This is a genomic window from Streptomyces sp. NPDC043870 (assembly GCF_056435785.1).
Window position 1 is genome coordinate 54,800 of record NZ_JBWKDT010000033.1, and the last position, 26,515, is coordinate 81,314.

Annotated in this window: 23 protein-coding genes; 9 read left to right on the forward strand and 14 right to left on the reverse strand. The window is 70.8% G+C overall.

Annotated elements, in window-relative coordinates; all coding sequences use genetic code 11:
- Positions 1–8: 8 nt before the first annotated feature.
- Positions 9–821: a helix-turn-helix domain-containing protein gene (locus AC0699_RS30315; RefSeq protein ID WP_478666687.1), complete on the forward strand. Its 813-nt coding sequence runs from the start codon at positions 9–11 to the stop codon at positions 819–821.
- A gap of 87 nt (positions 822–908) precedes the next feature.
- Here AC0699_RS30315 and AC0699_RS30320 read toward each other — a convergent pair whose 3' ends face one another.
- Both AC0699_RS30320 and AC0699_RS30325 read right to left on the reverse strand, forming a co-directional pair.
- On the reverse strand, positions 909–1,466 hold the full coding sequence (locus tag AC0699_RS30320; protein ID WP_478666691.1) for a hypothetical protein: 558 nt from the start codon (positions 1,464–1,466) through the stop codon (positions 909–911).
- Positions 1,467–1,676: 210 nt separating this feature from the next.
- Positions 1,677–2,504 carry an LLM class F420-dependent oxidoreductase gene (locus AC0699_RS30325; RefSeq protein ID WP_478666695.1) on the reverse strand — a complete coding sequence of 276 codons (828 nt, stop codon included), beginning with the start codon at positions 2,502–2,504 and terminating at the stop codon, positions 1,677–1,679.
- A 193-nt stretch (positions 2,505–2,697) separates the two neighbouring features.
- Here AC0699_RS30325 and AC0699_RS30330 point away from each other — a divergent pair, with 193 nt between their 5' ends.
- Together AC0699_RS30330 and AC0699_RS30335 are read left to right on the forward strand one after the other, a co-directional pair.
- Complete coding sequence (locus tag AC0699_RS30330) at positions 2,698–4,200, forward strand: CehA/McbA family metallohydrolase (protein ID WP_478666697.1); 1,503 nt, start codon at positions 2,698–2,700, stop codon at positions 4,198–4,200.
- A gap of 180 nt (positions 4,201–4,380) precedes the next feature.
- A complete protein-coding gene (locus AC0699_RS30335; RefSeq protein ID WP_478666701.1) occupies positions 4,381–4,875 on the forward strand; it encodes a hypothetical protein in 495 nt (164 codons plus the stop codon).
- A 172-nt stretch (positions 4,876–5,047) separates the two neighbouring features.
- Here the strand turns inward: AC0699_RS30335 and AC0699_RS30340 are convergent, their stop codons facing one another.
- On the reverse strand, positions 5,048–6,142 hold the full coding sequence (locus tag AC0699_RS30340) for a GlxA family transcriptional regulator (RefSeq protein ID WP_478666705.1): 1,095 nt from the start codon (positions 6,140–6,142) through the stop codon (positions 5,048–5,050).
- Between the two features lie 94 nt (positions 6,143–6,236).
- On the opposite strand from AC0699_RS30340, the gene AC0699_RS30345 reads away from it, so the two are divergent.
- The 3 genes from AC0699_RS30345 to AC0699_RS30355 all read left to right on the forward strand — a co-directional run bounded on the left by AC0699_RS30345 (position 6,237) and on the right by AC0699_RS30355 (position 9,275).
- Positions 6,237–7,184 (forward strand): NADP-dependent oxidoreductase, encoded by a 948-nt coding sequence (locus AC0699_RS30345; RefSeq protein WP_478666708.1) that lies wholly within the window; start codon positions 6,237–6,239, stop codon positions 7,182–7,184.
- Positions 7,185–7,249: 65 nt separating this feature from the next.
- On the forward strand, positions 7,250–8,584 hold the full coding sequence (locus AC0699_RS30350) for a hypothetical protein (RefSeq protein WP_478666709.1): 1,335 nt from the start codon (positions 7,250–7,252) through the stop codon (positions 8,582–8,584).
- 118 nt (positions 8,585–8,702) lie between these two features.
- A complete protein-coding gene (locus AC0699_RS30355; RefSeq protein WP_478666759.1) occupies positions 8,703–9,275 on the forward strand; it encodes a Uma2 family endonuclease in 573 nt (190 codons plus the stop codon).
- Between the two features lie 108 nt (positions 9,276–9,383).
- Here AC0699_RS30355 and AC0699_RS30360 read toward each other — a convergent pair whose 3' ends face one another.
- The 7 genes from AC0699_RS30360 to AC0699_RS30390 form a co-directional block, all read right to left on the reverse strand.
- Positions 9,384–10,979 (reverse strand): APC family permease, encoded by a 1,596-nt coding sequence (locus AC0699_RS30360; protein ID WP_478666711.1) that lies wholly within the window; start codon positions 10,977–10,979, stop codon positions 9,384–9,386.
- Between the two features lie 248 nt (positions 10,980–11,227).
- A complete protein-coding gene (locus AC0699_RS30365; RefSeq protein WP_478666713.1) occupies positions 11,228–12,718 on the reverse strand; it encodes an aldehyde dehydrogenase family protein in 1,491 nt (496 codons plus the stop codon).
- Positions 12,715–14,454 (reverse strand): N-acyl-D-amino-acid deacylase family protein, encoded by a 1,740-nt coding sequence (locus tag AC0699_RS30370; protein WP_478666716.1) that lies wholly within the window; start codon positions 14,452–14,454, stop codon positions 12,715–12,717. Before AC0699_RS30370 ends, AC0699_RS30365 begins: the two co-directional genes overlap by 4 nt.
- 250 nt (positions 14,455–14,704) lie before the next feature.
- The gene (locus AC0699_RS30375) at positions 14,705–15,823 is read right to left on the reverse strand and encodes an LLM class flavin-dependent oxidoreductase (protein WP_478666718.1); all 1,119 of its coding nucleotides are present in this window, start codon (positions 15,821–15,823) and stop codon (positions 14,705–14,707) included.
- 126 nt (positions 15,824–15,949) lie between these two features.
- Positions 15,950–16,711, reverse strand: coding sequence for an SDR family NAD(P)-dependent oxidoreductase (locus tag AC0699_RS30380; protein ID WP_478666719.1), 762 nt, complete (start codon positions 16,709–16,711; stop codon positions 15,950–15,952).
- Between the two features lie 10 nt (positions 16,712–16,721).
- On the reverse strand, positions 16,722–17,642 hold the full coding sequence (locus AC0699_RS30385; RefSeq protein WP_478666723.1) for an LLM class F420-dependent oxidoreductase: 921 nt from the start codon (positions 17,640–17,642) through the stop codon (positions 16,722–16,724).
- Between the two features lie 389 nt (positions 17,643–18,031).
- On the reverse strand, positions 18,032–18,307 hold the full coding sequence (locus AC0699_RS30390; RefSeq protein ID WP_478666726.1) for a hypothetical protein: 276 nt from the start codon (positions 18,305–18,307) through the stop codon (positions 18,032–18,034).
- 360 nt (positions 18,308–18,667) lie between these two features.
- Between AC0699_RS30390 and AC0699_RS30395 the strand changes: the two genes are divergently transcribed.
- Positions 18,668–19,873: a cytochrome P450 gene (locus tag AC0699_RS30395; RefSeq protein WP_478666728.1), complete on the forward strand. Its 1,206-nt coding sequence runs from the start codon at positions 18,668–18,670 to the stop codon at positions 19,871–19,873.
- Positions 19,874–20,038: 165 nt separating this feature from the next.
- On the opposite strand, the gene AC0699_RS30400 is transcribed toward AC0699_RS30395, so the two are convergent.
- From AC0699_RS30400 to AC0699_RS30415, 4 genes are all read right to left on the reverse strand, one after another.
- The gene (locus AC0699_RS30400) at positions 20,039–20,452 is read right to left on the reverse strand and encodes a PaaI family thioesterase (RefSeq protein ID WP_478666730.1); all 414 of its coding nucleotides are present in this window, start codon (positions 20,450–20,452) and stop codon (positions 20,039–20,041) included.
- Between the two features lie 225 nt (positions 20,453–20,677).
- The gene (locus tag AC0699_RS30405) at positions 20,678–20,977 is read right to left on the reverse strand and encodes a hypothetical protein (protein WP_478666731.1); all 300 of its coding nucleotides are present in this window, start codon (positions 20,975–20,977) and stop codon (positions 20,678–20,680) included.
- Positions 20,974–21,279: a DUF6247 family protein gene (locus AC0699_RS30410; protein ID WP_478666734.1), complete on the reverse strand. Its 306-nt coding sequence runs from the start codon at positions 21,277–21,279 to the stop codon at positions 20,974–20,976. Before AC0699_RS30410 ends, AC0699_RS30405 begins: the two co-directional genes overlap by 4 nt.
- A gap of 247 nt (positions 21,280–21,526) precedes the next feature.
- Positions 21,527–22,747 carry an amidohydrolase family protein gene (locus AC0699_RS30415; protein ID WP_478666738.1) on the reverse strand — a complete coding sequence of 407 codons (1,221 nt, stop codon included), beginning with the start codon at positions 22,745–22,747 and terminating at the stop codon, positions 21,527–21,529.
- A 202-nt stretch (positions 22,748–22,949) separates the two neighbouring features.
- Here AC0699_RS30415 and afsR point away from each other — a divergent pair, with 202 nt between their 5' ends.
- Positions 22,950–25,913: an SARP-family global regulator AfsR gene (afsR, locus tag AC0699_RS30420; protein WP_478666742.1), complete on the forward strand. Its 2,964-nt coding sequence runs from the start codon at positions 22,950–22,952 to the stop codon at positions 25,911–25,913.
- A gap of 206 nt (positions 25,914–26,119) precedes the next feature.
- Positions 26,120–26,401: a regulatory protein AfsS gene (gene afsS, locus AC0699_RS30425; RefSeq protein WP_478666747.1), complete on the forward strand. Its 282-nt coding sequence runs from the start codon at positions 26,120–26,122 to the stop codon at positions 26,399–26,401.
- Positions 26,402–26,515: the final 114 nt, after the last annotated feature.

A 26,515-nucleotide genomic window follows, 5' to 3' on the forward strand; every position in this document is an offset into this window, starting at 1 on the left:
GCTTCCCGATGACTGATCCGCAGCTTAACGCGCCTCGGTGCGCACCGCCGCCCGTTCACCGGCCCGGCATCCAGCACTTCAACGTCCGTCACGCAGAACGCTTCGTCGTGGTCGGAAACCACCTCGCCCAGCACACCGAGCTGTCGCTCACCGCGATCGGGCTGGCGGTCCACATCCAGTCGCTGCCTGCCGGTGCGAGGATCTCGATCAAGCGCCTCGCTGAGCGCTTTCCCGAGGGCGAGATCAGGATCGGCGCCGCTCTGCGGGAGCTGGAGGAACACGGTTACCTCGCGCGCATCCAGGTGCGACTGCCTTCCGGCACGGTGATCACGTTGACGCTCTCGTACAACAATCCGTCGGCGATGCGAGCCGAGCCCGAGCCACAGACAGAGCGCGCCCCGGAGCCGGAACCGACCCCAGCGCCGCCGCCACCCGAGCCGGAGGCCGCGCCCTCCACGCCCGCCGCCTCGCTCCTCGCCGGGCTGCGGCGCGACGACACCCGCCTGATCCTCGCCGAGCGGGACGTACTCCGACTCGCCCCGGCCGTCGACGCCTGGCTTGAACGCGGCATCGTCCCCGACGCGGTACGCCGTACCCTCACCGCCGACCTTCCCGCGGGCTGGATCCCCCATCCGGCCGGGCTCCTCGCCTACCGGCTCTCCGCGTTCCTGCCGCCACCGCTCCCCGCAGAGCCCGCACCGCCACCGCGCTCCGACCCGCTCCAGAACTGCGACGGCTGCGACCGGGCTTTCCGCGCGCCGGAGCCGGGCCTCTGCCGCGGCTGCGACATCTTGGCGGTCTCGTCAGACCTCGCCGCGTGACGCGAGGTCGCGAGGCCGCGAGGTCGTCGGTTCAGGGCTGCCGGGCAGCTCTCAGCGGGCGCGGCTGGTGAGCGCCTCATACCCGACCTAGGACAGTGGCTCACCGCCAAGGCCCGTCCGGCCGATGCCGCGAGGCGAGAACGTTATCGGTCCCATCCAGCCCTGGCGGATGAGGGCGATCTGGGACGGCAGCGGTGACACCGGATCGAGGGCCCTCCCACGTGACCAGTTCTCGAAGAGTCCCTCGGTCGTCTCGACAGCGGACACCACCATGGTCACCTTCAGCCCCCCGTCGCTCCAGGTGTTCCACAGGGCCCAGCCCTCAGACCTGGGCTCGACGCCGATCCGCGCGCACACCTCCTCGTACCCTTCCTCCACCCCGGCCGGCATGACCCCGGGCTTCAGCACTGAGGCTCCGACGAGTCGGACCAGTGGCCGGTCCTCCTCCAGACAGCCATCGCCCTCGAAGTGGTAATGACGCAGAGCCCGAGCAAGCGCGTTCACGCTGCGCTGCAACGGTGTCGAATCTTCCGGGTCTGCCTGGAACGAGAGCCATCCTTCGTTGGATGCCTCCACTCTGACGCGGCCGGCGAGGCGCTCAATCTCCTGGAGGTAGTCCAGTTCGCTGAGTTGGGGTGAGACCATGGCCCGAAGTTTCGCACTTTGTCGCCTGGCGCCGACACAGATTATCGAGGCGGCATACTGTGGGCGGATCTGTGCGCGCGGGCGCGGGAACTAGGGCGCGCCATTGTGTCCTGACCGCGAACCGCGCCCGGGCAGGTCCGGGTGGCGGCCGCGGTCAGGCGCCGCGTCAGCGCCTGACTGAAGCACACTGCCACCGGGCCCGGTAGCGCGTCACACGTACCGCCCGTACTCGTCCAGCACCCCCAGCACCTCCTCCCCCGCCGGCGGAAGCTGCAGCACCACCTCCTCCACCCCCAGCTCCGCGTAGTGCGCCAGCTTCCCCGGCGTCGGCAGGACCGCGTACGGCACGATCTGCAGCGCACCCGGGTCCCTGCCCGCTGCCGACCAGGCCTCCCGCAGCACCGGCAGGGACTCCGTCAGGCCGCGCCCGCCGATCGGCATCCAGCCGTCCGCGTACTCGGCGATGTGGGCGAAGAGCTTCGGGCCCGCCGCGCCGCCGACCAGAGTGCGCGGGGCGCCGCCCGTCACCGGCTTCGGGTACGCGTACGACGCGCGCACCGACCCGAAGTCGCCTTTGTAGGCGGTGGGTTCGGGGGCCCAGAGCGCGCGCATCAGGCGCATCCGGTCGCGGGTCAGCTCGCGGCGCGTGGACCATTCCACGCCGTGGTCCTCGGCCTCCTCCTTGTTCCAGCCGAAGCCGACGCCGAGGGTGAAGCGGCCGCCGCTCACGAAGTCCAGGGTCGCGATCTGCTTGGCGAGGGCGATCGGGTCGTGCTCGGCGAGGAGAGTGACGCCCGTGCCGAGGCCGAGCCGCGTCGTGACGGCCGCCGCCTGGCCCAGGGCGACGAAGGGGTCAAGGGTGCGGCCGTACTCGGGCGGGAGGTCGCCGCCGGCGGGGTACGGGGTCGCGCGCTCGACCGGGATGTGGGTGTGCTCGGGGAGATACAGCCCGGCGAAGCCGCGTTCCTCCATCTCACGGGCCAGCCGTACCGGCGTGATCGTCTCGTCCGTGAGGAAGATCGTGGTCGAGATCCGCATGCGCGTCTCCCTGCGTCGTCAGCATTGGTGGCGGGGCCAAGGTAAGCCGAACGGTCGCGGATTCCGAGAGCCCGGTAACGCAACGCCCCCGACATTTGCCAATTCCCTGCTCTTGCAACGTGGTTCACCGCCGAGTACCAGGTTGGTCAGGCACCACTCCTGTCCCTCTCACCACCCCTGGGGAGCCGACGGCATGTGCAACGACCACGACTCGACCATCAGCAGACGCGCACTGTTCGTGACGGGAGCCGCCGCCGCGCTTACGTTGAGCAGCGTGAGCTTCGCCGAGGCAGCAGAGCATGGGAGCACCACCACCAAGGTCGTGAGCGGCACCCTGCCGCCCGGCTCACCCGACTTCGTGTACCTGCCGGTCGAGATCCCCCGCGGCGTCTCGGAGATCAGGGTGGCGTACGCGTACGAGAAGCCGCCTGTCCCCGCCGGTACCCAGGGCAACGCCCTCGACATCGGGATCTTCGACGAGCGCGGCACGGCGCTCGGCGGCGAAGGCTTCCGCGGCTGGTCGGGCGGGGCGCGCAGCGAGTTCTTCATCCGGGGCGACGAGGCGACGCCCGGGTACATTCCCGGGCCGATCCGCGCGGGCACCTGGTACATCGCACTCGGCCCTTACACGGTCGCGCCGCAGGGACTCCCGTACACGGTCACGATCACGCTCACGTACGGGACGTCCACGAAGACCCCCAGTCCCGTGTACCCGCCCGAGCGGGCCAAGGGGCGTGGCCGGGCCTGGTACCGGGGTGACTGCCATCTGCACTCCTGGTACTCCGACGGCCGCCGCACCCCTGGCGAGATCGCCGCCCTCGCCCGTGCCGCGGGGCTCGACTTCATCAACAGCAGCGAGCACAACACGCATGCGGCGCACGGCGCGTGGGCGAGTGCGGCCGGGGACGACCTGCTGGTGCTCCTCGGCGAGGAGGTCACGACGCGCAACGGGCACGTCGTCGCGATCGGCACCGATCCCGGCACGTTCGTGGACTGGCGCTACCGGGCCCGCGACAACCGCTTCGGCCACTACGTCCGCGAGATCCGGCGGGCCGGCGGCCTGGTCGTTCCGGCGCACCCGCACGCGACCTGTATCGGCTGCAACTGGAAGTTCGGTTTCGGCGAGGCGGACGCGATCGAGGTGTGGAACGGGCCCTACACCCCCGACGACGAGGTGTCGCTCATGGACTGGGACAGCACGCTGGTGGCCTCGGAACGCTCCGGCCGCCGCTGGACCCCCGCCATGGGCAGCAGCGACGCGCACCGCGATCCGGACGCGGTCGGCACCCCGCAGACCGTCGTCCTCGCCGACGACCTGACCCGCGAGGCGATCCTCGACGGCATCCGCGCCGGGCGCAGTTACGTCACGGAGTCCCGTGACGTGTCGGTGTCGTTCGGCGCGACGGGCGGACGCGGCCACCACGCGGACATCGGCCAACGGCTCCGCACCGGTGCCGACGAACCGGTCACGGTGCGCCTCGAGGTCCGCGCCGCCCCGGGCTGCACGGCCCGCTTCGTCACCGACCAGGGCGTGCTCCACACCGCCGCGCTCCCGCAGTCGGGCACGGGCACGGTGGAGTGGCGTACGACGGCGGCGCACGCGGCGTACGTACGCGCGGAAGTACGGCACCCGGCCGTCGTGCCCCAATTCCCCGGCCCGCTCGCCGCGTTCACGAACCCGATTTTCCTGGGGTAAGCGTTTTCTCCCGCAGGCCTTTCGGAACATGAATCCTGGATATCCCCGGATTCAACCTCTGGCCGATAATGGCGGACGGGACGCCACTCAAGGAAACCGATCGTTGACAGCCGAGCCGGGCGGGGTGAAATGCTGGCGCCGGCTCCACCACCGTCATTCGATCTATTTCACGGAGGTATTGTGCCCATACGCCCGCGGTTAGCCGTCCTGGCCGTCATGCTCGCCACCGTCGTGGCCCTCACCGGGTCCGCGACTGCATCCGCTGTCGCCACCCCCTCCTCAGCCGAGTCGACCACCGCACAGCCCCCGAGGGTCAGGCCCGACCTGAACGGCCTGCGCATCAAGGACGTCAGCGGCCCGGCGATCTACCTCATCCTGGACGGAAAGCGCAGGCACATCCCGAACCCGGAAACGTACAACAACCTGTTCCGCGACTGGAACGGAATTCAGCACGTCGTCGACGCCGCCGCAATCGACAACAGCGGCCCGCTCTCCGACGGCGCATTCCTGGGCAAGGCCCCGAACTCCCCCGAGGTCTATCTCGTGAGCAATGGCGTCAAGCGCTGGATCACCAGCCCGGCGGCCATGGACAAGTACCACTTCGCGTGGAACAGGATCGTCAGCATCTCCCCGGTGGCCCTGCACGCGATTCCCACGGGCGCCTCGATCTCCTGATCAACTCTCGAGTCTCCCCTGTCTCATCAGCCTCATCTGTCTCCCCTGGAAACGCGGCCCGTCGCCCTTCACCCCCCGGCGGGCCGCGCCGGCGGATTCCGGCACACGAGCGGCGCCCGGGGCCACACGGTTTCCGGTGCAGGGTCGGCGTCCGCGGAACGGGGCTTGCCGGTCAGGCCTGGGCGCCGGACCGGAAGGTGCGCCGGTAGGCGGCCGGTGAGGTGCCGAGCAGCGACCGCATGTGCTGGCGCAGGGAGTTTCCCGTGCCGAATCCGGCCCGGTGGGCGACCAAGTCGATGGACAGATCGCTGGACTCCAGCAGATGACGGGCGAGTTCGAGGCGCTGGGCAGTGAGCCAGCGGCCCGGCGTCATCCCCACCTCGTCGCGGAAGCGGCGCGTGAACGTGCGCAGGCTCATCCGGGCGTGGGTGGCCAACTCCCCGAGCGTCAGCGGCTCCTGGAGGCGCTCCAGCGCCCACTCCCGGGTGGCGGCCGTGGTCGTCGAGGCAGGTTCTGGCACGGGCCGCTCGATGAACTGGGCCTGGCCACCGTCCCGCCACGGCGGTACGACGCAACGCCGGGCGACGTGGTTGGCCACCGTCGCGCCGTGGTCGCGGCGTACGAGATGCAGGCACAGATCGACGCCCGCGGCGATGCCCGCCGAGGTCAGCACGTCGCCGTCGTCCACGAAGAGCACGTCCTCGTCGACCTTGATCCGGGGGAACGCGCGCTGGAACTCGCGCGCCGTCTGCCAGTGCGTCGTCGCGGGCCGGCCGTCGAGCAGCCCGGCGGCGGCGAGGACGTAGGAGCCCGTGCAGATGGACACCATCCGGGCCCCGGGGCGGATCCTGTCGAGTGCGGCGGCCAGGGCTCCGGGAAGCGGCCCGCCCTCCGCGAGGTAGCCGATGGCGTAGGAGGGCGCGACGATCACCGTGTCCGCGGTTTCGAGCGCCTCCGGTCCGTGGCTGACGGCGACGGCGAACCCCGCGTCGCTGTCCACCGGCTGCCCGTCGATCGTGCAGACGACGACCTCGTAGAGCGGCCGCCCCTCGTCGTCGAGGGCGCTCCCGAAGACCCGGGACGGGATGCCCAGCTCGAACGGGGGCACGCCGTCGAGCGCGAGCACTGCCACTCGGTGCACGGCGGGCGCGGCGCCTTCCGGCGCCTTGGAGGGTGCCGGTGCCGGTGCCTGTGTCGGTGCCTTCGCCGATGTCTTCGCCTGCGCCTTCGTCGGCGCGGGCACCGGTGACGCGAAGGAAGTGGCCATGGCCAGATTCTGTCACATGATGGCCAAACTGCCAGCACTGCGATCGTCCGTTCCGGCGCACTCTGGTGGCTGCTCACCAGAGAGGACATGATCAATGAGCAACACGATGCGTGCCGTCAGCCCCCGTGAATGGGGCTCCCCCGACGTCCTGGTCCCGGTCGAGATCGACCGCCCCGAGCCGGGTCTGAACGAGATCCTGGTCCGGGTGCACGCCGCGGGCGTCAACCCCGCCGACTGGAAGACCCGTGCCACGGGTGCCCTCATCACGTGGGGCGACATCCCGATCCTGGGCTGGGACGTGTCCGGCGTCGTCGAGGCGGTCGGCCCCGGGGTGACGCTGTACCGGCCCGGCGACGAGGTGTTCGGCATGCCGCGATTCCCGCACCAGGCGGGTGCGTACGCCGAGTACGTGACCGCCCCCGCCCGGCAGTTCGTCCGCAAGCCGGCCGGCATCGACCATGCACAGGCCGCCGCGCTGCCGCTGGCCGCGCTCACCGCCTGGCAGTCCCTGGTCGAGACGGCGGGGCTGCGCGCCGGGCAGCGCGTGCTGATCCACGCGGCGGCCGGCGGCGTGGGCCACCTGGCCGTCCAGATCGCCAAGGCGCACGGGGCCTACGTCATCGGGACGGCGAGCGCAGGGAAGCACGACTTCCTGAAGGAGCTCGGCGCGGACGAGCTGATCGACTACCGGACGGCCGACTTCACGGAGCAGGTGCGGGACGTGGACATCGTCCTCGACACCATGGGCGGGGAGTACGGAGCACGGTCCCTGGAGGTCCTGCGGCGCGGCGGCCACCTGGTCACGCTGACGTCGCCGGACGACCTGCCGCCCGCCGACCGGGCCGAGGCGCTCGGCGTGCGCACCGGGTGGACCCTCGTCGAGCCGGACCGTGCGGGCCTGCAGGCGATCGTCCGCCTCGTCGAGGAGGGGAAGCTCCGGGCCCACGTCGACACGGTCCTGCCGCTGGAGGAGGCGGCGAAGGCGCACGCGTACGGCGAGCAGGGCCGCACGCAGGGCAAGATCGTCCTCCGGGTCGAGTAGCCGTGTGACAGGATCATGCGCATGACGAACGTATTCGCGTGGAAGGGCGGCCACCGCCCCGTCCGATGAAGTGGCTGGACGAGGCGGTCGCCGACGGCACGACGTCGACGGGCGGCCACCCGTCCCGTACAGCGGTGCTCGAGGCGGTGCGCGAGGACCGCACCGGGCCCGTCGCACGTCGGCTGCTCCAGCTCACCGGCGCGGAACCCGCGTCCGTACGCCGTGAGGCACTCGATGTGCTGCGCAGCCTCATACATGGAGCTGATGCCTGGGAGGCGGCGGCGCAGGCGGCGCACGCCCGGCTGGCGGACGAGGACGAGGGGGTACGGCGGCGGGCCGCCGATGTGCTCGTGTGGTCGGGGCGGGCCGATCTCGCGCTCGTTGCGCTGCGGGAGCTGACGGACCCGGTGGTGCGAACTGCTCTCGCCGGCCGGGTGCTCCCCGAGGCCGCCGAGCAGCTGCGCGACGACCCCCTTGCCGGGGTCCGCTTCCTGGCCCACCTCTCGCTGCTGGGAGATGCGCGGTCCGCGCAGTGGCCGGCGCTCGACGCGGCGCTGCTGGCCGATGCCGAGGAGGCCGCCCCGTACGTACCGTGCATCGGCGAGCGCTGGGCGGGCGCGCTGTACCGGCTCGACCGCGAGGCGCAGACGTACGCGCTGGCCCGGCATCTTCTCGGCAGGGGCCGGCCGATCGCCCTCCAGCAGGTGGGTGTCCAACTGGCGCGGCGGGCCTGCCAGGACTGGCGTGCCGCGCCCGTCGAGCTGTTGCCGCATCTCGTGCCGCACATCGCCCTGCCCGGCGGGGGCGACGCGGTGCGCACCGCGTTGATCTCGCAGGCGGCGGTACGTGAGCACGCGGCCCTGATCGCCGGGGCCGAGGTCACCCCGCCCCCGAGGCGTCACCGGTGGACTCGCGGCAGCTCCCGGAGCTACGACAGCCGCGCTGCCGCCGAGCACCTCGCCACCCGGCCCATCGGCGCCGCCCGCCTGAGCAGAGCACCCGAGATCTTCGGCCCGCTGTTGGACGCGGGCCCCCTGACGTTCCGTCAGGCAGCTCAGTTGTACAACCTCACCTTCTCCTGGCCCAATGCGATGCAGGCGTCGTGCGCGCCTTTGTGGTTCCGGCACGCGGGAGCGTCGTCGCTTCCCCGGCTGCTGGGCCTGCTGGTGCGGCAGCTGGACGACCAGGCTCACGGCGAGGCCTTCATGGAGGGTCTCGCGGAGCTGGGCCGCCATGCCCTGCCTGTCGTACCGGATCTGGACCGCATCATCGACCGTCGCAAGCGGATCCCCGTCAACGAGCCCTCCCGGGACGCGGAGATGGCCACGGACGAACTCCTCCTGGCCGCGGCCGTACGCGCGCGCCGCCGCATCCTGGAGGACGCGTCATCGGCAGACTGACGGCGGCAGTCCGCCGGGCCCGACCGCGAGTGGCAGCGTGCGCGGAGAACCGACGGAGGTCCGCGAAGAGACGAGGCTACGCTGACCGGGGCACCCCTTGGAGGACACCGTGAGCAGCATGACCCCGGACGAGATCGCGCGGATGCAGGAAGTCGTCGCGCACCTCGCTGAATATGCCGAGCACCTGGAAAAGGGCTGGAAGGTGGAGACCACGGACGGGCAGGTGAGCTTCGTCATGATGAGTCCCAACCTCCCCCATGGCACCAACGTCCGTGCCTTCCGTGAGCAGATCGAGGGGCAGACGCCTGCCATCGACACCCTCAGTGACACGGACGTGTACGACCCCGACACCGGTCTGAAGAAAGTGCCCGACCTGGTGGCCTACGTCCCCGAGGACATCGACCCGCAAGCCGAAGCAATCGACCCCCGCGCCGTGCTCCTCGTCGTCGAGATCGTCTCCAAGAGCAACCCGAAGAACGACCTCGTCGACAAGCTGGAGGACTACCCGCGGATGGGTATTCCCCTCTACGTCGTGGTGGACCCCCGCAACGGCACCATCGCCGTCCACTCCGCGCCCAAGGACGGCCCCGACGGCCTCAAGTACCGCTCGTCCATCCCGTATGCATTCGGCGACACCGTCCCCGCCGGGCAGTGGGCGTTCGACACCAGGGGGCTCGTCCGTTACCGCTGAACCCCGGTGAAGTCCGCTGAACCCCGGTGAAGTCCGGAAAGGCCCGGGCCCGGCCCCCGGGGGGTGGGGGCCGGGCCCGGACGTTTCAGCCGGAGACGGAGGGCGCGGTCAGTCCTCGACGACCAGGGACGGGGTCTCCTTCGTCAGGACCTCGCCCCGGAAGAACGCCGGGCTGCGGCGCCGCATGACCAGCATGATCACGACGCCCAGGAGCAGCAGGCCGACGCCGATCACGAAGACCGAGCCGACGCCGAAGACCGCGGAGCCGGAGCCGTAGGCCGGGTCCCACATGTCGTACAGCGTCTTGCCGAAGACCGCGGTGAGCATGAGGCCCCCGAGCGCCGGCAGGACGCCCTTGAAGAGCGCGTCCCTGGCGGAGTTCGTCAGCTCGCCCCGGAAGTACCAGACGCAGGCGAAGGCGGTCAGCGCGTAGTAGAAGCAGATCATGAGGCCGAGCGCGTAGATCGTGTCGACCAGGACGTTCTCGCTGACCAGGGTCATGACCGTGTAGAACGCGCCGGTGGCGACGCCCGCGACGACCGTGGCCTTGCCGGGGACCTTGAAGCGGGAGTGGACCTTCGCGAAGGACGCGGGGAGGGCCTCGTACGCGGACATCGCGAGCACCGTGCGGGCGACCGGGATGAACGTCGTCTGGAGGCTGGCGGCGGCCGAGGCCAGGACGGCGACGAAGAGCGCGATGCCGAGGACCGGTCCCATCACGGGGCCGGCCAGCGCGGCGAAGACGTTGTCGGAGGTCTCCGGGTTGGCGAGGCCGAGACCCTTGTCTCCCGAGCCCACGGCCATCTGCGCGGCGACACCGGTGGCGAGGTACGAACCGACCAGGACGACCATCGCGACGAGCGCGGCACGGCCGGGGGTCCTGGCGGAGCCGGTGGTCTCCTCGTTCGTGGACAGACAGGCGTCCCAGCCCCAGTACATGAAGATCGACAGGGAGAGACCGGCGGTGAAGGCCACGAAGGACTGGACCGCGAAGGGGTTCATCCAGGACCAGGAGAAGCTGACGCCGGTGTCGAGGGCACCGCTGCCGGCCTTCTGGAGGGCCATCGCCACGAACACCGCGAGGACGACGAGCTGGAGGCCGACGAGGGCGTACTGCACGCCCTTCGTGGCGGTCATGCCGCGGTAGCTGATCGCGGTGGCGACGGCGATCAGGGTGAGGCAGGTGAGGATGTGGACGGCCTTGTTGTCGTCCAGGGCGGCGATCGACCCGCTGCCCGAGATCTCACCGGCCAGCAGCCAGAAGTAGGAGGTCGCGACACCCGCGAGGTTGGACAGCACGATGATCGTCGCGATGACCAGGCCCCAGCCGCACATCCAGCCGATCCGCGGGCCGAAGGCCTTCACGGTCCAGGTGAAGGAGGTGCCGCAGTCCGGCATGACCTTGTTGAGCTCGCGGTACGCGAAGGCGACCAGGAGCATCGGCAGGAAGCCGGCCAGGAAGACGGCGGGCATCTGCAGCCCGACCTCGCCGGCCGTCGAGCCGAGTGTGGAAGTCAGGCAGTACACGGGGGCGACCGTCGAGATACCGATGACGGCACTGCCCATGAGGCCGACGGAATTGCCGCCGAGTCCCTTGGTGCGAACGCCCCCTTCGGTGCGAACGTCTCCTTCGGTGCGAACGCCCCCTTCAGAGCGCCCCCGTACCGTGTCTCCGACCTGGGGCCGCGTCTCCAGCTGAGTCATGGAGAGGACGTTAAGTGCTGCGGTTCCCGTATCCGGAGGCTTGAAGTCCGACGACCTCCCCTTGGATGCATCCCATCGAGATCCCATTCGATCGCCGAATGAAAGGCCAATCGGGATCAGACCGATGCATTTATAGGTGCAAGGGGAAACCTTCCGGATTGCGAAAACCGCAGCTGTGCCCGTTATGCCCTTTTGGAAATTTTCCAGTGGTTCATGTCTCAGTCACCAAGAGCTCGGTCACCAGGGGCTCAGCCGCCCGGCCACACGATCGCCTGCGTCTCGCTGTACGCGTGCAGGGCGTACGAACCCACGTCCCGCCCCACCCCGCTCTTCTTGAACCCCCCGAACGGCGCCTCCATGTTCCGGCCGATCGTGTTGATCCCGACCCCGCCGGCCTGCAGCCGCCGCGCCACCCGGAAGGCCCGCGCGGCGTCCCCGGACCAGACGTAGTCGATCAGTCCGTAGTCGCTGTCGTTGGCGAGCGCGACGCCCTCCTCCTCGTCCTCGAAGGGGACCACGACCACCACCGGGCCGAAGATCTCCTCCCGCACGACACGCATCTCGTTGGTGCAGTCCGCGAAGAGCGTCGGAGCGACGTAGAAGCCGCGCGCGAAGTCCGGGCCGGAGGGGCGCTCGCCGCCCGCCACCAGCCGCGCGCCCTCCTTCTTCCCCAGCTCGATGTAGGACTCGATCCGGTCGCGGTGGGCCGCCGAGATCACGGGGCCGACGACCGTGCCCCGCGCCGCCGGGTCGCCGACCTTCATGAAGCCGAGGTAGGCCGTCAGCTTCTCGATCAGCCGGTCGTACACCGCACGCTGGGCGAGGACGCGGGTCGGCGCGGTGCAGATCTGGCCGCTGTAGAAAGCGAACGTCGTGCCGATACCCATCACCGCGGAGTCGAGGTCGGCGTCGTCGAAGACGAGCGCCGCGCCCTTCCCGCCCAGCTCCATCAGCTGCCGCTTCATGCCGCGGCCGCACACCTCGCCGATGCGCTGACCGACGGCCGTGGAGCCGGTGAAGCTGACCATGTCGACGTCCGGCGAGTCGACGGCCGCCTCCCCCACCTCCGTACGGGTTCCGGAGACGACGTTCACCACACCCGGCGGCGCGCCCGCCTCCGCGAGCGCCTCCGCCATCCGGTAGACGGAGAGCGGATCCTGCGGCGCGGGCTTCACCACGACCGTGTTGCCCATGGCGAGGGCGGGCGCGACCTTGCCCGCCGGGTTCGCCCACGGGTTGTTGTACGAGGTGATGCAGGTGACCACGCCGACCGGGCGGCGGGCGGCGAGCGCACCGAAGATCCCCGCCTTCCCCATCGGGCCCGCCTCGTTGATCTGCGGGGGCAGGCCCTGTTCGACGGGCTCCAGCGCGCCCTTCGCGTACCGGCGGAACCGCGACACCCCGACCGCGACCTGCATGCCGCGGGCCGTGCCCGTCGTCGCCCCCGTCTCGGCGCGGGCGAGATCCGCGTACGTCTCGAACTCGCGCTGGATCACATCCGCCGCCCGGTCCAGGATCGCCGCCCGCTCCTCGGGGGCCGTCCCGGACCAGGACTCGAAGGCGTCCCGGGCGGCGGCCGCGGCCTCGTACGCCTGGTCCCGGCTCGCCTCGGGCGCCAGACCGACGGGCTCCTCCGTCGCCGGGTCGATCACCTCGTAGTGGCCGAGGCCGGGCTCGACCCACTCCCCTCCTATGTACAGCCGCTGCGGCTTGCTCACCCCGTACTCGCTGTCGCTCACCTCGTGCTCACCGTCCTGGTGTCACGGCCCGACCGCAGCACCCGGCCCGGGACCGCCCCCGTCACCTCGTCGTCGCGGATGGTCTCCACGCCGTTGACGCGCACGGACACGATGCCGACCGCCCGCGAGTCCAGCCGCGGGCTGTCCCCCGGCAGGTCGTGGACGAGGGTCGCCGGGCCCGCGTCGATCCGCTCCGGGTCGAAGAGGACCAGGTCGGCGTGGAAGCCCTCCACGATCCGGCCGCGTTCGCGCAGACCGAAGAGCTGCGCCGGGTCGTCGGTGAGCATCTTCACCGCCTCCTCCAGCGAGGCCAGCTTCCGCCCGCGCAGACAGTCGCCGATGAAGCGGGTGGTGTACGGCGCCCCGCACATCCGGTCCAGGTGCGCGCCCGCGTCGGAGCCGCCGAGCATGACGTCCTCGTGCCGCCAGGTCTCGGCGCGCAGCGCCCAGCTCGCGGGGTCGTTGTCGGTGGGCATGGGCCACAGGACCGTACGCAAGTCGTCGTTGGCGCAGATCTCGACGAGGCACTGGAAGGCGTCCTGGCCGCGTTCGGCGGCGATGTCGTTCACGACCCGGCCGCTCAGGCCCTCGTTCTCCTTGCTGTACGTGTCGCCGATGACGTACCGGCCGAAGTTGGCGAGGCGGCGGAAGACTCCGGCCTCCTTGGAGTCGGCGCGGCGCAGCATCCCGGCCCGGACGTCGGGGTCGCGGAGCTTCTCGATCCGCTCCGGGAAGGGGAGGGAGAGGATCTCGCCCCAGCCGGGGATGAGGTTGAGCGCGCAGAAGGTGCCCAGCGACATGTTCATGGGGGTGAGGATCGGCATGGTCAGCGCGACGATCCGGCCGCCGGCCTTACGGGCGCGTTCGCTCGGGACGAGCTGGCGGGGGACGCGCTCGGGTACGGCGGCGTCGATCGTGAGGACGTTCCAGTTGAGGGGCCGTCCCGCGACGGCGCTCATCTCCACGAAGAGGTCGATCTCGTCGTCGCTGAACTGGTCGAGGCAGCCCGCGACGATGGCTTCGAGCTGGGTTCCCTCGTGCTCCGCGACGGCGCGGGAGAGGGCGAGCAGTTCGGCGGGATCGGCGTGCCGGGAGGCGACGGGCTTCCCGTCACCGTCGGAATGGGTGGACGACTGGGTGGTGGACAGACCCCAGGCGCCGGCGTCCACGGCGTCGTGGAACAGCCGCAGCATGTCGTCGAGTTGGGCGGCGGTGGGTTTGCCGCCGACCGCGTCCGGGCCCATGACGTGCCGGCGGAGCGCGCAGTGGCCCACCATGAAGCCCGCGTTCACGGCGATACGGCCGTCGAGGGCGTCGAGGTACTCGCCGAAGGTGTGCCAGTTCCAGGGCGCGCCCTCTTCGAGCGCGACCAGGGACATGCCCTCGACCTTGGACATCATGCGGCGCGTGTAGTCGGCGTCCTCGGGACGGTCGGGGTTGAGCGGGGCGAGGGTGAATCCGCAGTTGCCGCCCGCGACGGTCGTCACTCCGTGGTTCAAGGAGGGGGTGGCGTACGGGTCCCAGAAGAGCTGCGCGTCGTAGTGGGTGTGCGGGTCGACGAACCCGGGCGCGAGGACGAGGCCGTGCGCGTCCTCGCTGGTCCGGGCCCCTTCGGTGATGGTGCCCGGCTCGGCGATGACAGCGATGCGGCCGTCGCGGAGGCCGACGTCGGCGGGGTAGGCGGGGGCGCCGGTGCCGTCGACGACGGTCGCGCGCGTGATGAGGTGGTCGAGCATGGTGGGCGTCCCTTTCGCGTGCGGCGGGTATGTCTGCGCCCCGGCCAGGGGCCGTCGTGGCCGGCCGCAGCCACGGCGATGCCTCCGACCGGGGCCGGCGCGGGTGGCGGTCCGGGAAGACGCCGCCCGCGGTCTGTGTGTATCCCCCCGTACGGCCTTCGGCCGTGTCCTCAGTCGCCGGACGGGCTGGATTTCGGGGGTCGGCCCGGAAAAGCAGCCCCGGCGGGGGTCGGGGGGCGTGGGCCCCCGGTCATGCCGCGTCGCGGAAGCGGGTCGTCCGGTGGACCGGGTCCGTGTCGATCTTGGGGATCACGTGCTCGCCGATGAGCTTGACCGTCTGGAGCGTGTCCTCCTTCGAGATGCCGATCGGCAGTCCGAACGACAGCTGGTCCGCTCCCGCCTGCTCCCACCGCTTGCACTGCGCGAGCACCTCGTCCGGATCGCCGCAGATCAGCAGTTCCTCGGCGATGAGGAGTTCGATGAGCTCCTCGTTGAACTCCGGCAGCGTCTCCGGCCAGACCGGGAAGCCCTCGGGCCGCGGGAAGGTGTCGTGGTAGCGGAAGACCAGCGACTGGAGGTAGTGCAGGCCGCCGCCCGCCGCGATCCGCACGGCCTCCTCGTGCGTGGGCGCGCAGATCGCCGTCGAGGTGACCATGACGTTGTCGTTCACGTAGTCACCGATCGGCTCGGCGTCGCCGATCGCCCCCTTGTACTGGTCCAGCACCCACTCCATGTCGGAGACCTTCTGGACGCTGAAGCCCAGCACCCCGAGCCCCTTCCTGGCGGCCATGGCGTACGAGGGCGGGGAGCCCGCCGCGTACCACATCGCCGGGTGGGACTTCCCGTACGGCTTCGGCAGCACCTTCCGCGGCGGCAGCGACCAGTGCTTCCCCTGGAAGCCGACGTACTCCTCCTGGAGCCACATCTTGGGGAACTCGGCGATGGTCTCTTCCCAGATCTCCTTGGTGTAGTTCATGTCGGTGACGCCGGGGATGAACCCCAGGATCTCGTGCGAGCCGGCTCCGCGCCCCGAACCGAACTCATGGCGTCCTTCGCTCAGATGGTCGAGCATGGCCACCTTCTCGGCGACCTTCACGGGGTGGTTGACCTGCGCCAGCGGGTTGAAGATCCCCGAACCCAGGTGGATCCGCTCGGTGGCGTGTGCGAGATAGCCGAGGAAGACGTCGTTCGCCGAGAGGTGCGAGTACTCCTCCAGGAAGTGGTGCTCGGAGGCCCAGGCGTACTTGAAGCCGGACTTGTCCGCCTGGATGACGTACTCGGTCTCCTCCATCAGTGCCTTGTGCTCGGCGAGCGGGTCGGTCTCGGCGCGCTTGCCGACGTAACCCTGTACGAAGAGCCCGAATTCCATGGGGGTCCCACCACCGTCCCTACGTTTCTGACGTATCGTCAGATCTGAATGCGTCGACTGTTCCACCGTGCGTCCGGGGCGTCAATAGAGCCGCCCGAGCTGATCTGACGATGCGTCAGAGGGTCGTCAGAGAACGCTGACCCCGGCCAGCCAGCCTCCGTCGATGACGAACGGCTGGCCCGTGATGTACGAGGAGTCCTCGCAGGACAGGAAGAGCGCCAGCCGTGCCACCTCCTCCGGCTGCCCGACCCGCCCGAGGGGCACCAGCTTCTGGTACAGCTCGTCGAGTGCCTCCGGGTCCGCGCCCCCGGGGTTGCTCATCGGGGTGTCCACGGCTCCCGGGCAGACGGCGTTGACCCGGATCTTCTTCCCGGCGAGCTCCATCGCGGCCACCCGGGTCAGGCCGAGGATGGCGTGCTTGGTCGCCGCGTAGGCGCCGACGTAGGACATGCCGGTGAGCGCCGTGTACGAGGCCGTGTTGACGATCGTGCCGCCGCCGGCCGCCTCGATCTCGGGCGCGACGGTCTTGATGCCCAGGAACGCACCGACCTGGTTGACCTGGATGATCTGCTGGAACTCCTCCAGGGGCGTGCTCACCAGCTCGTTGAAGCGGAGGATGCCCGCGTTGTTGACCAGGCCGTCGATGCGGCCGAAGGCGTTCCTGGCGGCGGCGACGGCGGCGGCCCAGTCCGCCTCCTGGCCGACGTCCAGGTGTACGTACGCGGCCGCGCCCTCGCCGAGTTCCTTGGCGAGCGCCTCGCCCTGGTCGTCCAGGACGTCCGCGAGGACGACCTTCGCGCCTTCCGCGGCGAAGAGCCGGGCCTCCTGCTCGCCCTGGCCGCGCGCGGCGCCCGTGATGAGGACGACCCGTCCGTCCAGCTTCCCCATGCCACTCTCCTCAGTTCAGGTGTGGTGCGACGTCGGCGGCGAAGGCCGCCATCTGGTCGGTGAGTTCACTGCGGCTCCGGCTGCGGAACCGCACCTGGATCTGGTCCACGCCCATCGCGCCGTACGCGCGCAGCGACTCGGCGAGCGCGTCCGGTTTGCCGGTGAGGGTCCGCCGGCCGACCTCCCAGGCGGCGTCGCCGACGTACAGCGGCTCGGTGATCGCGCCGATCTCGATGGGGTCCGTGATCCCCGCCTCCGCGCGAAGTTCCCTGAGCTTCGCGATCTGCGCGGGGAGACGGTCACGCGGATCGCCCTGCGGCAGCCAGCCGTCGCCCTTGAGGGCGGCGCGGCGCACGGCGGCGGGAGAGGAGCCGCCGATCCAGACCGGCACCGGGGCCTGGGCGGGCCGGGGCCGCTGCCCGAGCCCTTCGAAGGCGAACCGCTCCCCGGCGAACCGCGGGAACTCCTCGGGCCCGAGCGCCGCCCTGAGCGCGTCGATCGTCTCGTCGAGCACGGCCCCGCGCCGCTCGAAGTCCACCCCGAGCACCTCGAACTCCTCCTGTACGTGCCCGGCGCCGACGCCGAGGACCAGACGGCCGGCGGAGAGATGGTCGAGCGTCGCGTACTGCTTTGCGGTGAGGAGGGGATGGCGAAGTCCGACGACGGCGACATGGCTGAGGAGGCGTACGCGCTCGGTGACGGCGGCGAGGAACGAGAGCGTGGCGACGGGGTCGTACCAGACGGTCGACATGGCGGCGGCGAGCCGGCGCGGGATCGCGACGTGGTCGCAGCTCGCGATGTAGGCGAAGCCGGTGCGGTCGGCGGTGCGGGCGATCTCGGCGAGGTCGAGGGGACCTGCGGAGGTTTCCCAGGACTCGGCGTACATGGTGCTCTGCGACTGGACCGGGAGCTGCATCCCGTACACCACCATGATCGATCCCCTTGATCTGACGATCCGTCATATCCGATGGGCCACCATGGTCTTGGCTGACGCTCCATCAGACAAGGGGTGTGCGGGCGTCCGGCCCCGCAATCACGAGCGCAGTACCGGCCACTGCCGGCTACCGGGACGGCAACGGTCCGTTCGGGGCATGGGCCGTGAAGGCGAAGATCGCGCCCAACTCCTGGGTGGACAGCGGTGATCTGAAGGGCTCCGACTATGCGGCACTGGTGCTGGACCCGCACCCGACGCACGGCAACCTGCAGGACAGGGTGGGCGCCTTCGGCTATGTCTTTGCCTCGAACGTCACCGACTACGGAGAACGGGGCCCTGGTTCCGGGCCCCGTTCCTCTCAGGCGTGGTCCCGCCAGGCCGGCGGATCAGCTCGGCTCCGCGTACTTCGCCCGCTCCGACGTCCAGGCGTCCATGATCTCCTGGGTCGTCATCCGGTCCGCTCCGGCGGGGAGCTTCCGGCCGGACTTCGCGAGTTCGGCCTCCCACAGGCGCAGGTAGTCGGCACGGCTCTTCTTCGGCTCGGAACGCACGGAAACCCCGGTGTCCGGTGTCGCGAGGTACTGGACGGCTACGGCGGCGCCGCCGGCGAGTGCAGTACCGGCGAGGAACGCCACGACGGCCACGGTGCGGCGAGTGGGCATGGGAGGGGGTCCTTGTCTGTCGTGCGAGCGGCGGAGCAGGTGATGCCAACGGGCCCCGGGGGGTACGGAACCAGTTTCCCGTGCTTTCACGCTATCGCGGCAGTGTCATGCACACGTCCACTGCGCCCCCACTTCTGGGTGACTGCGGGGGCTGCCCCCTGCTCCGGAGTCCCGGCGGTTTTCAAGCCCCCACCGGGACATCCGCCGGCCGGTCGGATGGTCCATCCGGGCGTGCGGAGGTGTCCGGCACTGATGCAGTGCACACATATGGCATACGCGGGAAACGCCGGGACGGCTGTCTCCCACCCGTCCCACATGCGCGTCAGCAGCGACCGTCGTCCTGGAGCTGGAGTAGCAGCGATGCCCGAAACCGGCGAAGTAACCACCTGCCCGTTCGACTTCAGCGATGGCCTGGAGTTCGACCCCTCGCTCGCGGAGCTGATGGCCCGCGAGAACATCACCCGGATCAGGCTGCCGTACGGCGACGCCCACGCCTGGCTGGTCACCGGGTTCGACGGGGTACGGAAGGTGACCACCGATCACCGGTTCAGCCGGGCGGAGATCATGGGGCACGACTATCCGCGGCTGACGCCGGAGCCGATCGTTTCCCCGGAGTCGATCAACGTGATGGACCCGCCGCGCAGCAGCCGACTGCGGCAGCTGGCCTCGCAGGCCTTCACCCCACGGCACGTGGAACCGATGCGGATGGCGATCGTACGGCTCGTGGACACGCTGCTCGACGAGATGGCCGCGGCGGGGCCGCCAGCGGATCTGGTGCGCCATCTCTCGGACCAGCTGCCCCAGCACACCATCTGCGAGCTGCTCGGGATCCCCCTGGCCGACCGGCCCCGGATGCAGGAGTACGCCCATCAGCTGCTTTCCACCGGCCCGGACAGCCGGCAGACCGCGGCGACCGCCAAGGCGGAGCTGCGGGCGTACTTCGGCCGGCTGGTCGACGAGCGGCGGCGCGCCCCCGGGGATGACCTGATCAGCGCGCTGGCCGCGGCCAAGGACGGCGACGACGCGCTCGACGACCAGGAACTGGCGGTCATGGCGCTGACGCTGATGCTCAGCGGGCACGACACCGCCACCTGCCAGATCAGCAACATCTCCTACCTCCTCCTGACCCGCCCCGAGCTGATGCAGCGGCTCAGGAACCGGCCGGAGACCCTGTCCGCCGTCCTGGACGAGCTGCTCCGCTTCATCCCCTTCCGCAAGGGGGTCGGCATTCCCCGGGTGGCTCTGGAGGACGTGGAGATCGACGGGGTACGGATCCGGACGGGCGACTTCGTCCATGTGTCGTATCTGACGGCGAACCGCGATCCGAAGCGCTTCCCGGACCCCGACGCCATCGACCCGGACCGGCCCGGCCTGCCGCACATGACCTTCGGCTGGGGCGGACACCGGTGCATCGCCGCGCCGCTGGCGATCGCGGAACTGGAGGTGGCGATCGGACGGCTGGTGGAGCGGTTCCCGGGACTGCGGCTGGCCGTGCCCGCGGAGGAAGTGCGCTGGGACACCGAGACCATCCGGCGCTTCCCGATCGAGCTGCCCGTGGCCTGGTAGTCCGCCTGCGACGGACGGCCCGGCGGGACCGGCCGACGGGATCCGCCGGGCACCCCCTGGGGGGCCTGTCCTGGAGGCCTGTCCTGGAGGCCTGTCCTGGGATCTTGCCGGGCTCGATCCGGGCTGATCCCGGAGACAGGCCTGTCCCGGCAGCGCGTGCGCCGTCTACCCCAGCAGCGCGTACACCGTGGAGGCGCGGGCCGCGGGCTCGGTCGCGCCCTCTGCCGTCATCGTGATGTCCGCGAACGCCATCCGCCTGCCCAGCTTCGAGATCCGCGCGTCGATGAGTACGTCCGCGCCGGTCACCGCGCGCTGGAAGGTGGTCGACTGCTGGACCGTCGTCATCGGGACGAAGGCGCCGCGGGCCGAGGACACGGCGATCACGGTCGCGGTGTCGGCCGCGGCCATCAGCGCCTGGCCGGACAGGGCGCCGCCCTCGCGGGCGAGCCGGTCCGACCAGGGGAGGCGCAGGACGGTGTGGAGGTCGCCCGTTTCCACGACGGAGAGGCCCAGCTCCAGCACCCAGGGGGCGAAGTTGTCGGCGAGGATCTTGTCGGCGTCGGCCGGCGTAAGCGTCATGTGCCGATGGTGGGGGCGCCCGTGCCTCGATGTCCACGACATGTGCGCATTGGCCGCGGCCTGTGTTCGGTGCCGGCCCGGCGCCGCCGCGGTACGGAGCCTTCGCCACGAGGTACGGGGCCGGGCCCGTGGCCTCCTCACCCGGTTACGCCCCCTGAGAACCGCTTCGGCACGTCCGCGGCAGAGCGCCTCGCGGTACCACCGCGCATGGCGATTGCCTTGCCGTCAGTCGTCGCCGCGCGGCGCCTCGTCCGGGACGACAGAGACGATGGCGATCGTCTGCGGTGGCGGCTGAGGAGTGTAGACATACGCGACAGCAAGGCCAGGCATTCCCTCGCGGCCTTCGACTCGCGTCTTGTAGACCTCTGCGTTTCCCTGCATCCGGACAAGGACGCCGATGCGCGGGGCGCGCTCCAGCTCACGCCGGAGAGCTTCGACCGCGTCCTCGGCGGCCGTCCCGTACGTCTTTACTCGCTGCTGCGCGCGATTCGTGACCACGGCGATGATGTCCGTGGTGCCGCTCACCGAGACGTCTCCTCATCGCCTGCCTTGAGCCGCCGCGTAAGGTCGACACCTTCTGCCAGAGCCGCCTCGAAATCGGGATCGGAGTGCAGCAGGACGCGGCCGCGATAGTCGCGGATCACTTCCGCGACCGCCCGCAGGTCCGTCTCGGTGGAGATGTTGAGGGCGTGGTCGAGGTCCTTCTCGAAATTCTCCCGGTCGCCGGGAAAGCCACGCCCCTGGCGCAGGGCAGCCCTCACGTCGCCGATGGTGTGCAGTGAGGGGAGTGCGCCCGGCGGGGCGTGCCGGTCGGGCTGAGTACTCATCGTGGCGCGTCCTTTCTGCTGGGACCGACGCTACTCGTCTCATGGGGGGCCTGCGCATGCTTGTGGAGCAGTGCCCCCGAGAAGTGCGAACCGCTCACGTCTCGCTCGGCCACGCCACGCTCTCCACCCACGAGACGCAGTGGCAGCTCCTCGCACGGGTGAGTGCCAGCCGTCGACTGGCTAGATCGCCGCGCGTCAAGGCCGTCGCACGCCGCGGCCCCTCACCGGGGGCCGCGGCTCGGTCGCGTCACGCCCCCGCCCACAGCCCCTCGGACGTCAGCCCCAGCAGCTCGATCGCGTTCCCGCGCACGATCCGGTCCACCACATCCGGCGCCAGATGCCCCATCTGGGCCTCGCCGACCTCCCGCGACTTGGGCCAGGTGGAGTCCGAGTGCGGATAGTCCGTCTCGTACAGGACGTTGCCGACACCGATCGCGTCCAGGTTCCTCAGCCCGAAGGCGTCGTCGAAGAAGCAGCCGTAGACATGCTCGGCGAACAGCTCGGAGGGGGGTCGCAGGACCTTGTCCGCGACGCCGCCCCAGCCGCGGTTCTCCTCCCACACCACGTCCGCGCGCTCCAGGATGTACGGGATCCAGCCGATCTGGCCCTCCGCGTACATGATCCTCAGGTTGGGGAAGCGCTCGAACTTGCCGCTCATCAGCCAGTCGACCATCGAGAAGCAGCAGTTGGCGAAGGTGATGGTCGAGCCGACGGCCGGCGGGGCGTCCGCGGAGGTCGAGGGCATCCTGGACGAGGATCCGATGTGCATGGCGACGACCGTGCCGGTCTCGTCGCACGCCGCGAGGAACGGGTCCCATGCGTCGGTGTGGATGGACGGGAGTCCCAGATGCGGGGGTATCTCGGAGAACGCCACCGCCCGCACCCCGCGCGCCGCGTTGCGCCGTACCTCCGCGGCGGCCAGTTCGGCGTCCCACAGGGGTATCAGCGTGAGCGGGATCAGCCGGCCCTGCGCGTCCGGCCCGCACCACTCCTCCACCATCCAGTCGTTGTACGCGCGGACCCCGAGCAGCCCGAGCTCACGGTCCTTCGCCTCGGTGAAGGTCTGCCCGCAGAAGCGCGGGAAGGTGGGGAAGCAGAGCGCCGACTGGACGTGGTTGACGTCCATGTCGGCGAGCCGGTCCAAAACGCTGTAGGAACCCGGCCGCATCTGCTCGTACGTGATGACTTCCAGCCTGATCTCGTCGCGGTCGTAGCCGACGGCGGTGTCGAGCCGGGTGAGCGGACGGTGCAGATCCTCGTACACCCACCAGTCCCCGATCGGCCCGTCGTCCCCGGGGGCGCCCATGACCGGGGCGAACTTGCCGCCCAGGAAGGTCATTTCCTTCAGCGGTGCCCGGACGATGCGCGGGCCGTGGTCCTGGTACTTCGACGGGAGCCGGTCCCGCCAGACGTTGGGGGGCTCCACCGTGTGGTCGTCCACCGAGATGATCTTCGGGAAGGTCTCCATGCGTTCCACGGTAGCGCTGATCTGACGGCCCGTCAGCTACCTGGTCCCGGCCGGTCGACGGGATGTCGGCGGTATCCGGCAGATCCTGTGCAGAGAGTCACCCACTGCTGACGAGTCAGGCCCGTACAAGGCAGACTGTCGAGGGCGATACCGGTGCGACACCGGCGATACCAGCGCTACGGGCAGCATGCAGGGGGAAGCTATGGACCGTGAGGACGGGCCCTCCGCTCAGGCACGCGTTCCGGAGCAACGCACTCCGCAACGGCCGGGCAGCGGCACCGACCTGCGCTTCAGCGTGCTCGGACCCGTGCGCGCCTGGCGGGACGGCGAAGCCCTGCCGTCCGGTTCACCGCAGCAGCGCGCCCTGCTGGCCGCCCTGCTGCTGCGCGATGGCCGTACCGCCACGGCCGCCGAGCTGATCGACGCGATCTGGGGCGAGGAGCCGCCTTCCCAGGCCCTCGCGGCGGTACGGACGTACGCATCGCGGCTGCGCAAGGTGCTGGACCCGGGCGTCCTCGTCAGCGAATCCGGCGGATATGCGATCCGTACCCCCTCCGACGCACTCGATCTGCATGTCGCGCAGGAGCTCGTCGCCGAGGCGGAGAAGGCGCGTGCGGGCGGCGACCGCTGCCAGGCGCGCGTACTGATCAACAAGTCGCTCGGACTGTGGGACGGCGAGCCACTCGCGTCCGTCCCCGGCCTGTACGCCGAGACCCAGCGCGCCCGCTTGGAGGAGTGGCGGCTCCAGCTCCTGGAGACCCGCCTGGAGATGGACCTCGACGTCGGCTGCCACGCCGAGGCGGTCTCCGAGCTCACGGCGCTCACCGCCGCGCACCCGCTGCGGGAGCGGCTGCGCGAACTGCTGATGCTCGCCCTCTACCGCAGCGGGCGCCAGGCGGAGGCGCTCGCCGTCTACGCCGACACGCGCCGGCTGCTCGCCGACGAGCTCGGCGTCGACCCGCGCCCCGAACTGTCCCGGCTCCAGCAGCGCATCCTCCAGGCCGACGCGGAACTGGCCCGCCCGGTCGAGGAGCCGGCGCGGAGCGCGCCGCAGACCGCCCGGCCCGCCCAGCTCCCGGCCACGGTCCCCGACTTCACCGGACGCGCCGCGTTCGTACGGGAACTCGGCGCGCGGCTGGCCGCCGCCGAAGGGTCCGTCATGGCCGTCTCCGCGCTCGCCGGCATCGGCGGCGTCGGCAAGACGACCCTCGCCGTGCATGTCGCCCACGAGGCCAGGCCGCACTTCCCGGACGGGCAGCTCTACGTCGACCTGCAGGGCGCGGGCGCGCGGGCCGCCGAACCGGAGACGGTACTGGGCGCGTTCCTGCGGGCCCTGGGCACCGCGGACTCCGCGATTCCGGACTCGCTCGACGAGCGGGCGGCGCTGTTCCGCTCGCTGCTCGACGGCCGGCGCGTGCTCGTCCTGCTGGACAACGCCCGCGACGCCGCGCAGATCAGGCCCCTACTGCCCGGCACGGCCGGCTGCGCCGCCCTGATCACCAGCCGCGTGCGCATGGTCGACCTGGCCGGTGCGCACCTCGTGGACCTCGACGTCATGTCCCCGGAGGAGGCGCTCCAGCTCTTCACCCGGATCGTGGGCGCGGAGCGCGTCTCGGCCGAGCGCGAGGCAGCCCTGGACGTCGTCGCAGCCTGCGGCTTCCTCCCGCTCGCCATCCGTATCGCGGCCTCCCGGCTCGCGGCCCGCCGCACCTGGACCGTCTCCGTACTGGCGGCGAAGCTCGCCGACGAACGCCGCAGACTCGACGAGCTCCAGGCCGGCGACCTCGCCGTCAAGGCCACCTTCGAACTCGGCTACGGCCAGCTGGAACCCGCCCAGGCGCGCGCCTTCCGCCTCCTCGGCCTCGCCGACGGCCCGGACATCTCCCTGGCCGCGGCCGCCGCGGTCCTCGGCCGCTCGCCCCAGGACACCGAGGACCTGCTGGAGGCCCTCGTCGACACGTCCCTCCTGGAGTCGGCGGCGCCGGGGCGGTACCGGTACCACGACCTGGTGCGGCTCTACGCGCGTGCGTGCGCGGAGAGGGACGAACAGCCGCCGACGGAGCGGGAGGCGGCGCTGTCGCGGCTGCTGGACTTCTATCTGGCGACGGCGGCGGGGGTGTACGCGCTGGAGCGGCCGGGAGACCGGCTGGTGGACCACCTGGCGGCGACGACCTACGAAGGCCTGGCCTTCACGGACCGGCACGAGGCGCTGGACTGGCTGTACCGGGAGGCGCACTCCCTCCTGGCCTGCGCCGGCCAGTCCTTTGCCGGCGCCAGGCTGCGCCGGGCCGTCGACCTGCTGTGGGCCACGAAGGATCTGGCGGAGTCGGGCGCCAACTCGAAGCAGTACGAATCGGCGGCCGTGGCCGCACGGGAGGCCGCTCGGGCGGCGGGCGACGTCCGAGCGGAGGGCCGCGCACGGACGACGCTGGCCAATGTGCACCTGGTTGGCGGACGCTACGACGAGGCCGACGACGAGGCGCGCAATGCCCGTCTGCTGGCGGTCGAGGTGGAGGACACCGCACCGGTGTTCTGGTCGGACAACGACCGCGGGATCATCGCCATCGTCCAGGAGCGGTACGAGGAGGCTGAGCGGCATCTGCTCGAGGCGGTGGAAGGCTTCCGCGCCGACGAGAATCTCGTGGGGGCGGCGAGCGCGCTGTGCAACCTGTCCCGCGTCCACCTTCTCCTCGGGCGCATCGCGAGCGCCATAGACCTCGCACAGCAGGGCATCGGCATCTACGACGGCATGGGGCTCACGGTCCGTCTCGCCAACGGCCGTTATGCCCTGGGCGTTGCCCTGACGCACGCGGGACGTCACTCCGAGGCCCTGGAGCAGTTCTCCGAAGCCCTCCGCATGTTCGCCGAGGACCGCCAGCGCCTGTGGGAGGGGACGACCCACTTCCGTATCGCGGAGGCCCAACTCAAGGCCCGGAAGCCGGCAGTGGCCGCACAGCATGCCGAACAGGCCCTGGCCAACGGCTGCATCGGTGGCGACCGGATGCGGGGCAATGTTCTGACGATTCTGGGCCGGGCCCTCGACGCCCTCGGCCAGACCGACCGTGCACGTGCCTGCTGGCGTGAGGCGCTCGCCGTCTACGAGCAACTGGGAGTGGGCGACGCGGACCAGGTGAGGGCACTGCTGACGCCGCTCGCCGCGGCCTGAGGGGCCTCCCCACCCGCTCGTTCAGCGTTTGTTTATGCCCGCCAGGCACTCTCGTACTCATCGGTCCGTCGCGTCGGGGGGCAGACGGGGCGCCAGGGGGCTCATCGTTAAGGTGAGCGGTCCCGATACGCCCGCTCGGCGGCCCACGGGGGAGTCGCCGAGCGGGCGTTACCGACCGGCCCGAACGACACTGGGGAGTGACGACGATGAGCGAAGCGAAGAAGAACGAAGCGAAGAAGAACGAAGAGATCACGACGATGGACAACCACGTCCCGGCTCCGCCGAAGGACGGTGGCATCACGACGATGGACAACCACGTCCCCGCCCCGCCCAAGGACGGCGGCATCACGACGATGGACAACCACGTCCCCGCCCCGCCCAAGGACGGCGGCATCACCACCATGGACAACCACGTCCCCGCCCCGCCCAAGGACGGCGGCATCACCACCATGGACAACCACGTCCCCGCCCCGCCCAAGGGCCTCTGAGACTCAATTCGACGGGGTGGGGGGGGGGGGGGGGGGGGGGGGGGGGGGGGGGGGGGGGGGGGGGGGGGGGGGGGGGGGGGGGGGGGGGGGGGGGGGGGGGGGGGGGGGGGGGGG

Bases quoted from the DNA above. Each gene is read 5' to 3' on its own strand.
- AC0699_RS30325 (WP_478666695.1), bottom strand. From the start codon at position 2,504: ATGCGGATCTCGACCACGATCTTCCTCACGGACGAGACGATCACGCCG.
- AC0699_RS30350 (WP_478666709.1), top strand. From the start codon at position 7,250: ATGAAGTGGCTGGACGAGGCGGTCGCCGACGGCACGACGTCGACGGGC.
- afsR (WP_478666742.1), top strand. From the start codon at position 22,950: ATGGACCGTGAGGACGGGCCCTCCGCTCAGGCACGCGTTCCGGAGCAA.
- AC0699_RS30370 (WP_478666716.1), bottom strand. From the start codon at position 14,454: ATGCTCGACCACCTCATCACGCGCGCGACCGTCGTCGACGGCACCGGC.
- AC0699_RS30390 (WP_478666726.1), bottom strand. From the start codon at position 18,307: ATGCCCACTCGCCGCACCGTGGCCGTCGTGGCGTTCCTCGCCGGTACT.
- AC0699_RS30320 (WP_478666691.1), bottom strand. From the start codon at position 1,466: ATGGTCTCACCCCAACTCAGCGAACTGGACTACCTCCAGGAGATTGAG.
- AC0699_RS30395 (WP_478666728.1), top strand. From the start codon at position 18,668: ATGCCCGAAACCGGCGAAGTAACCACCTGCCCGTTCGACTTCAGCGAT.
- AC0699_RS30380 (WP_478666719.1), bottom strand. From the start codon at position 16,711: ATGGGGAAGCTGGACGGACGGGTCGTCCTCATCACGGGCGCCGCGCGC.
- AC0699_RS30355 (WP_478666759.1), top strand. From the start codon at position 8,703: ATGACCCCGGACGAGATCGCGCGGATGCAGGAAGTCGTCGCGCACCTC.
- AC0699_RS30400 (WP_478666730.1), bottom strand. From the start codon at position 20,452: ATGACGCTTACGCCGGCCGACGCCGACAAGATCCTCGCCGACAACTTC.
- AC0699_RS30410 (WP_478666734.1), bottom strand. From the start codon at position 21,279: ATGAGTACTCAGCCCGACCGGCACGCCCCGCCGGGCGCACTCCCCTCA.
- AC0699_RS30315 (WP_478666687.1), top strand. From the start codon at position 9: ATGACTGATCCGCAGCTTAACGCGCCTCGGTGCGCACCGCCGCCCGTT.
- AC0699_RS30340 (WP_478666705.1), bottom strand. From the start codon at position 6,142: ATGGCCACTTCCTTCGCGTCACCGGTGCCCGCGCCGACGAAGGCGCAG.
- afsS (WP_478666747.1), top strand. From the start codon at position 26,120: ATGAGCGAAGCGAAGAAGAACGAAGCGAAGAAGAACGAAGAGATCACG.
- AC0699_RS30360 (WP_478666711.1), bottom strand. From the start codon at position 10,979: ATGACTCAGCTGGAGACGCGGCCCCAGGTCGGAGACACGGTACGGGGG.
- AC0699_RS30375 (WP_478666718.1), bottom strand. From the start codon at position 15,823: ATGGAATTCGGGCTCTTCGTACAGGGTTACGTCGGCAAGCGCGCCGAG.
- AC0699_RS30385 (WP_478666723.1), bottom strand. From the start codon at position 17,642: ATGGTGGTGTACGGGATGCAGCTCCCGGTCCAGTCGCAGAGCACCATG.
- AC0699_RS30345 (WP_478666708.1), top strand. From the start codon at position 6,237: ATGAGCAACACGATGCGTGCCGTCAGCCCCCGTGAATGGGGCTCCCCC.
- AC0699_RS30330 (WP_478666697.1), top strand. From the start codon at position 2,698: ATGTGCAACGACCACGACTCGACCATCAGCAGACGCGCACTGTTCGTG.
- AC0699_RS30415 (WP_478666738.1), bottom strand. From the start codon at position 22,747: ATGGAGACCTTCCCGAAGATCATCTCGGTGGACGACCACACGGTGGAG.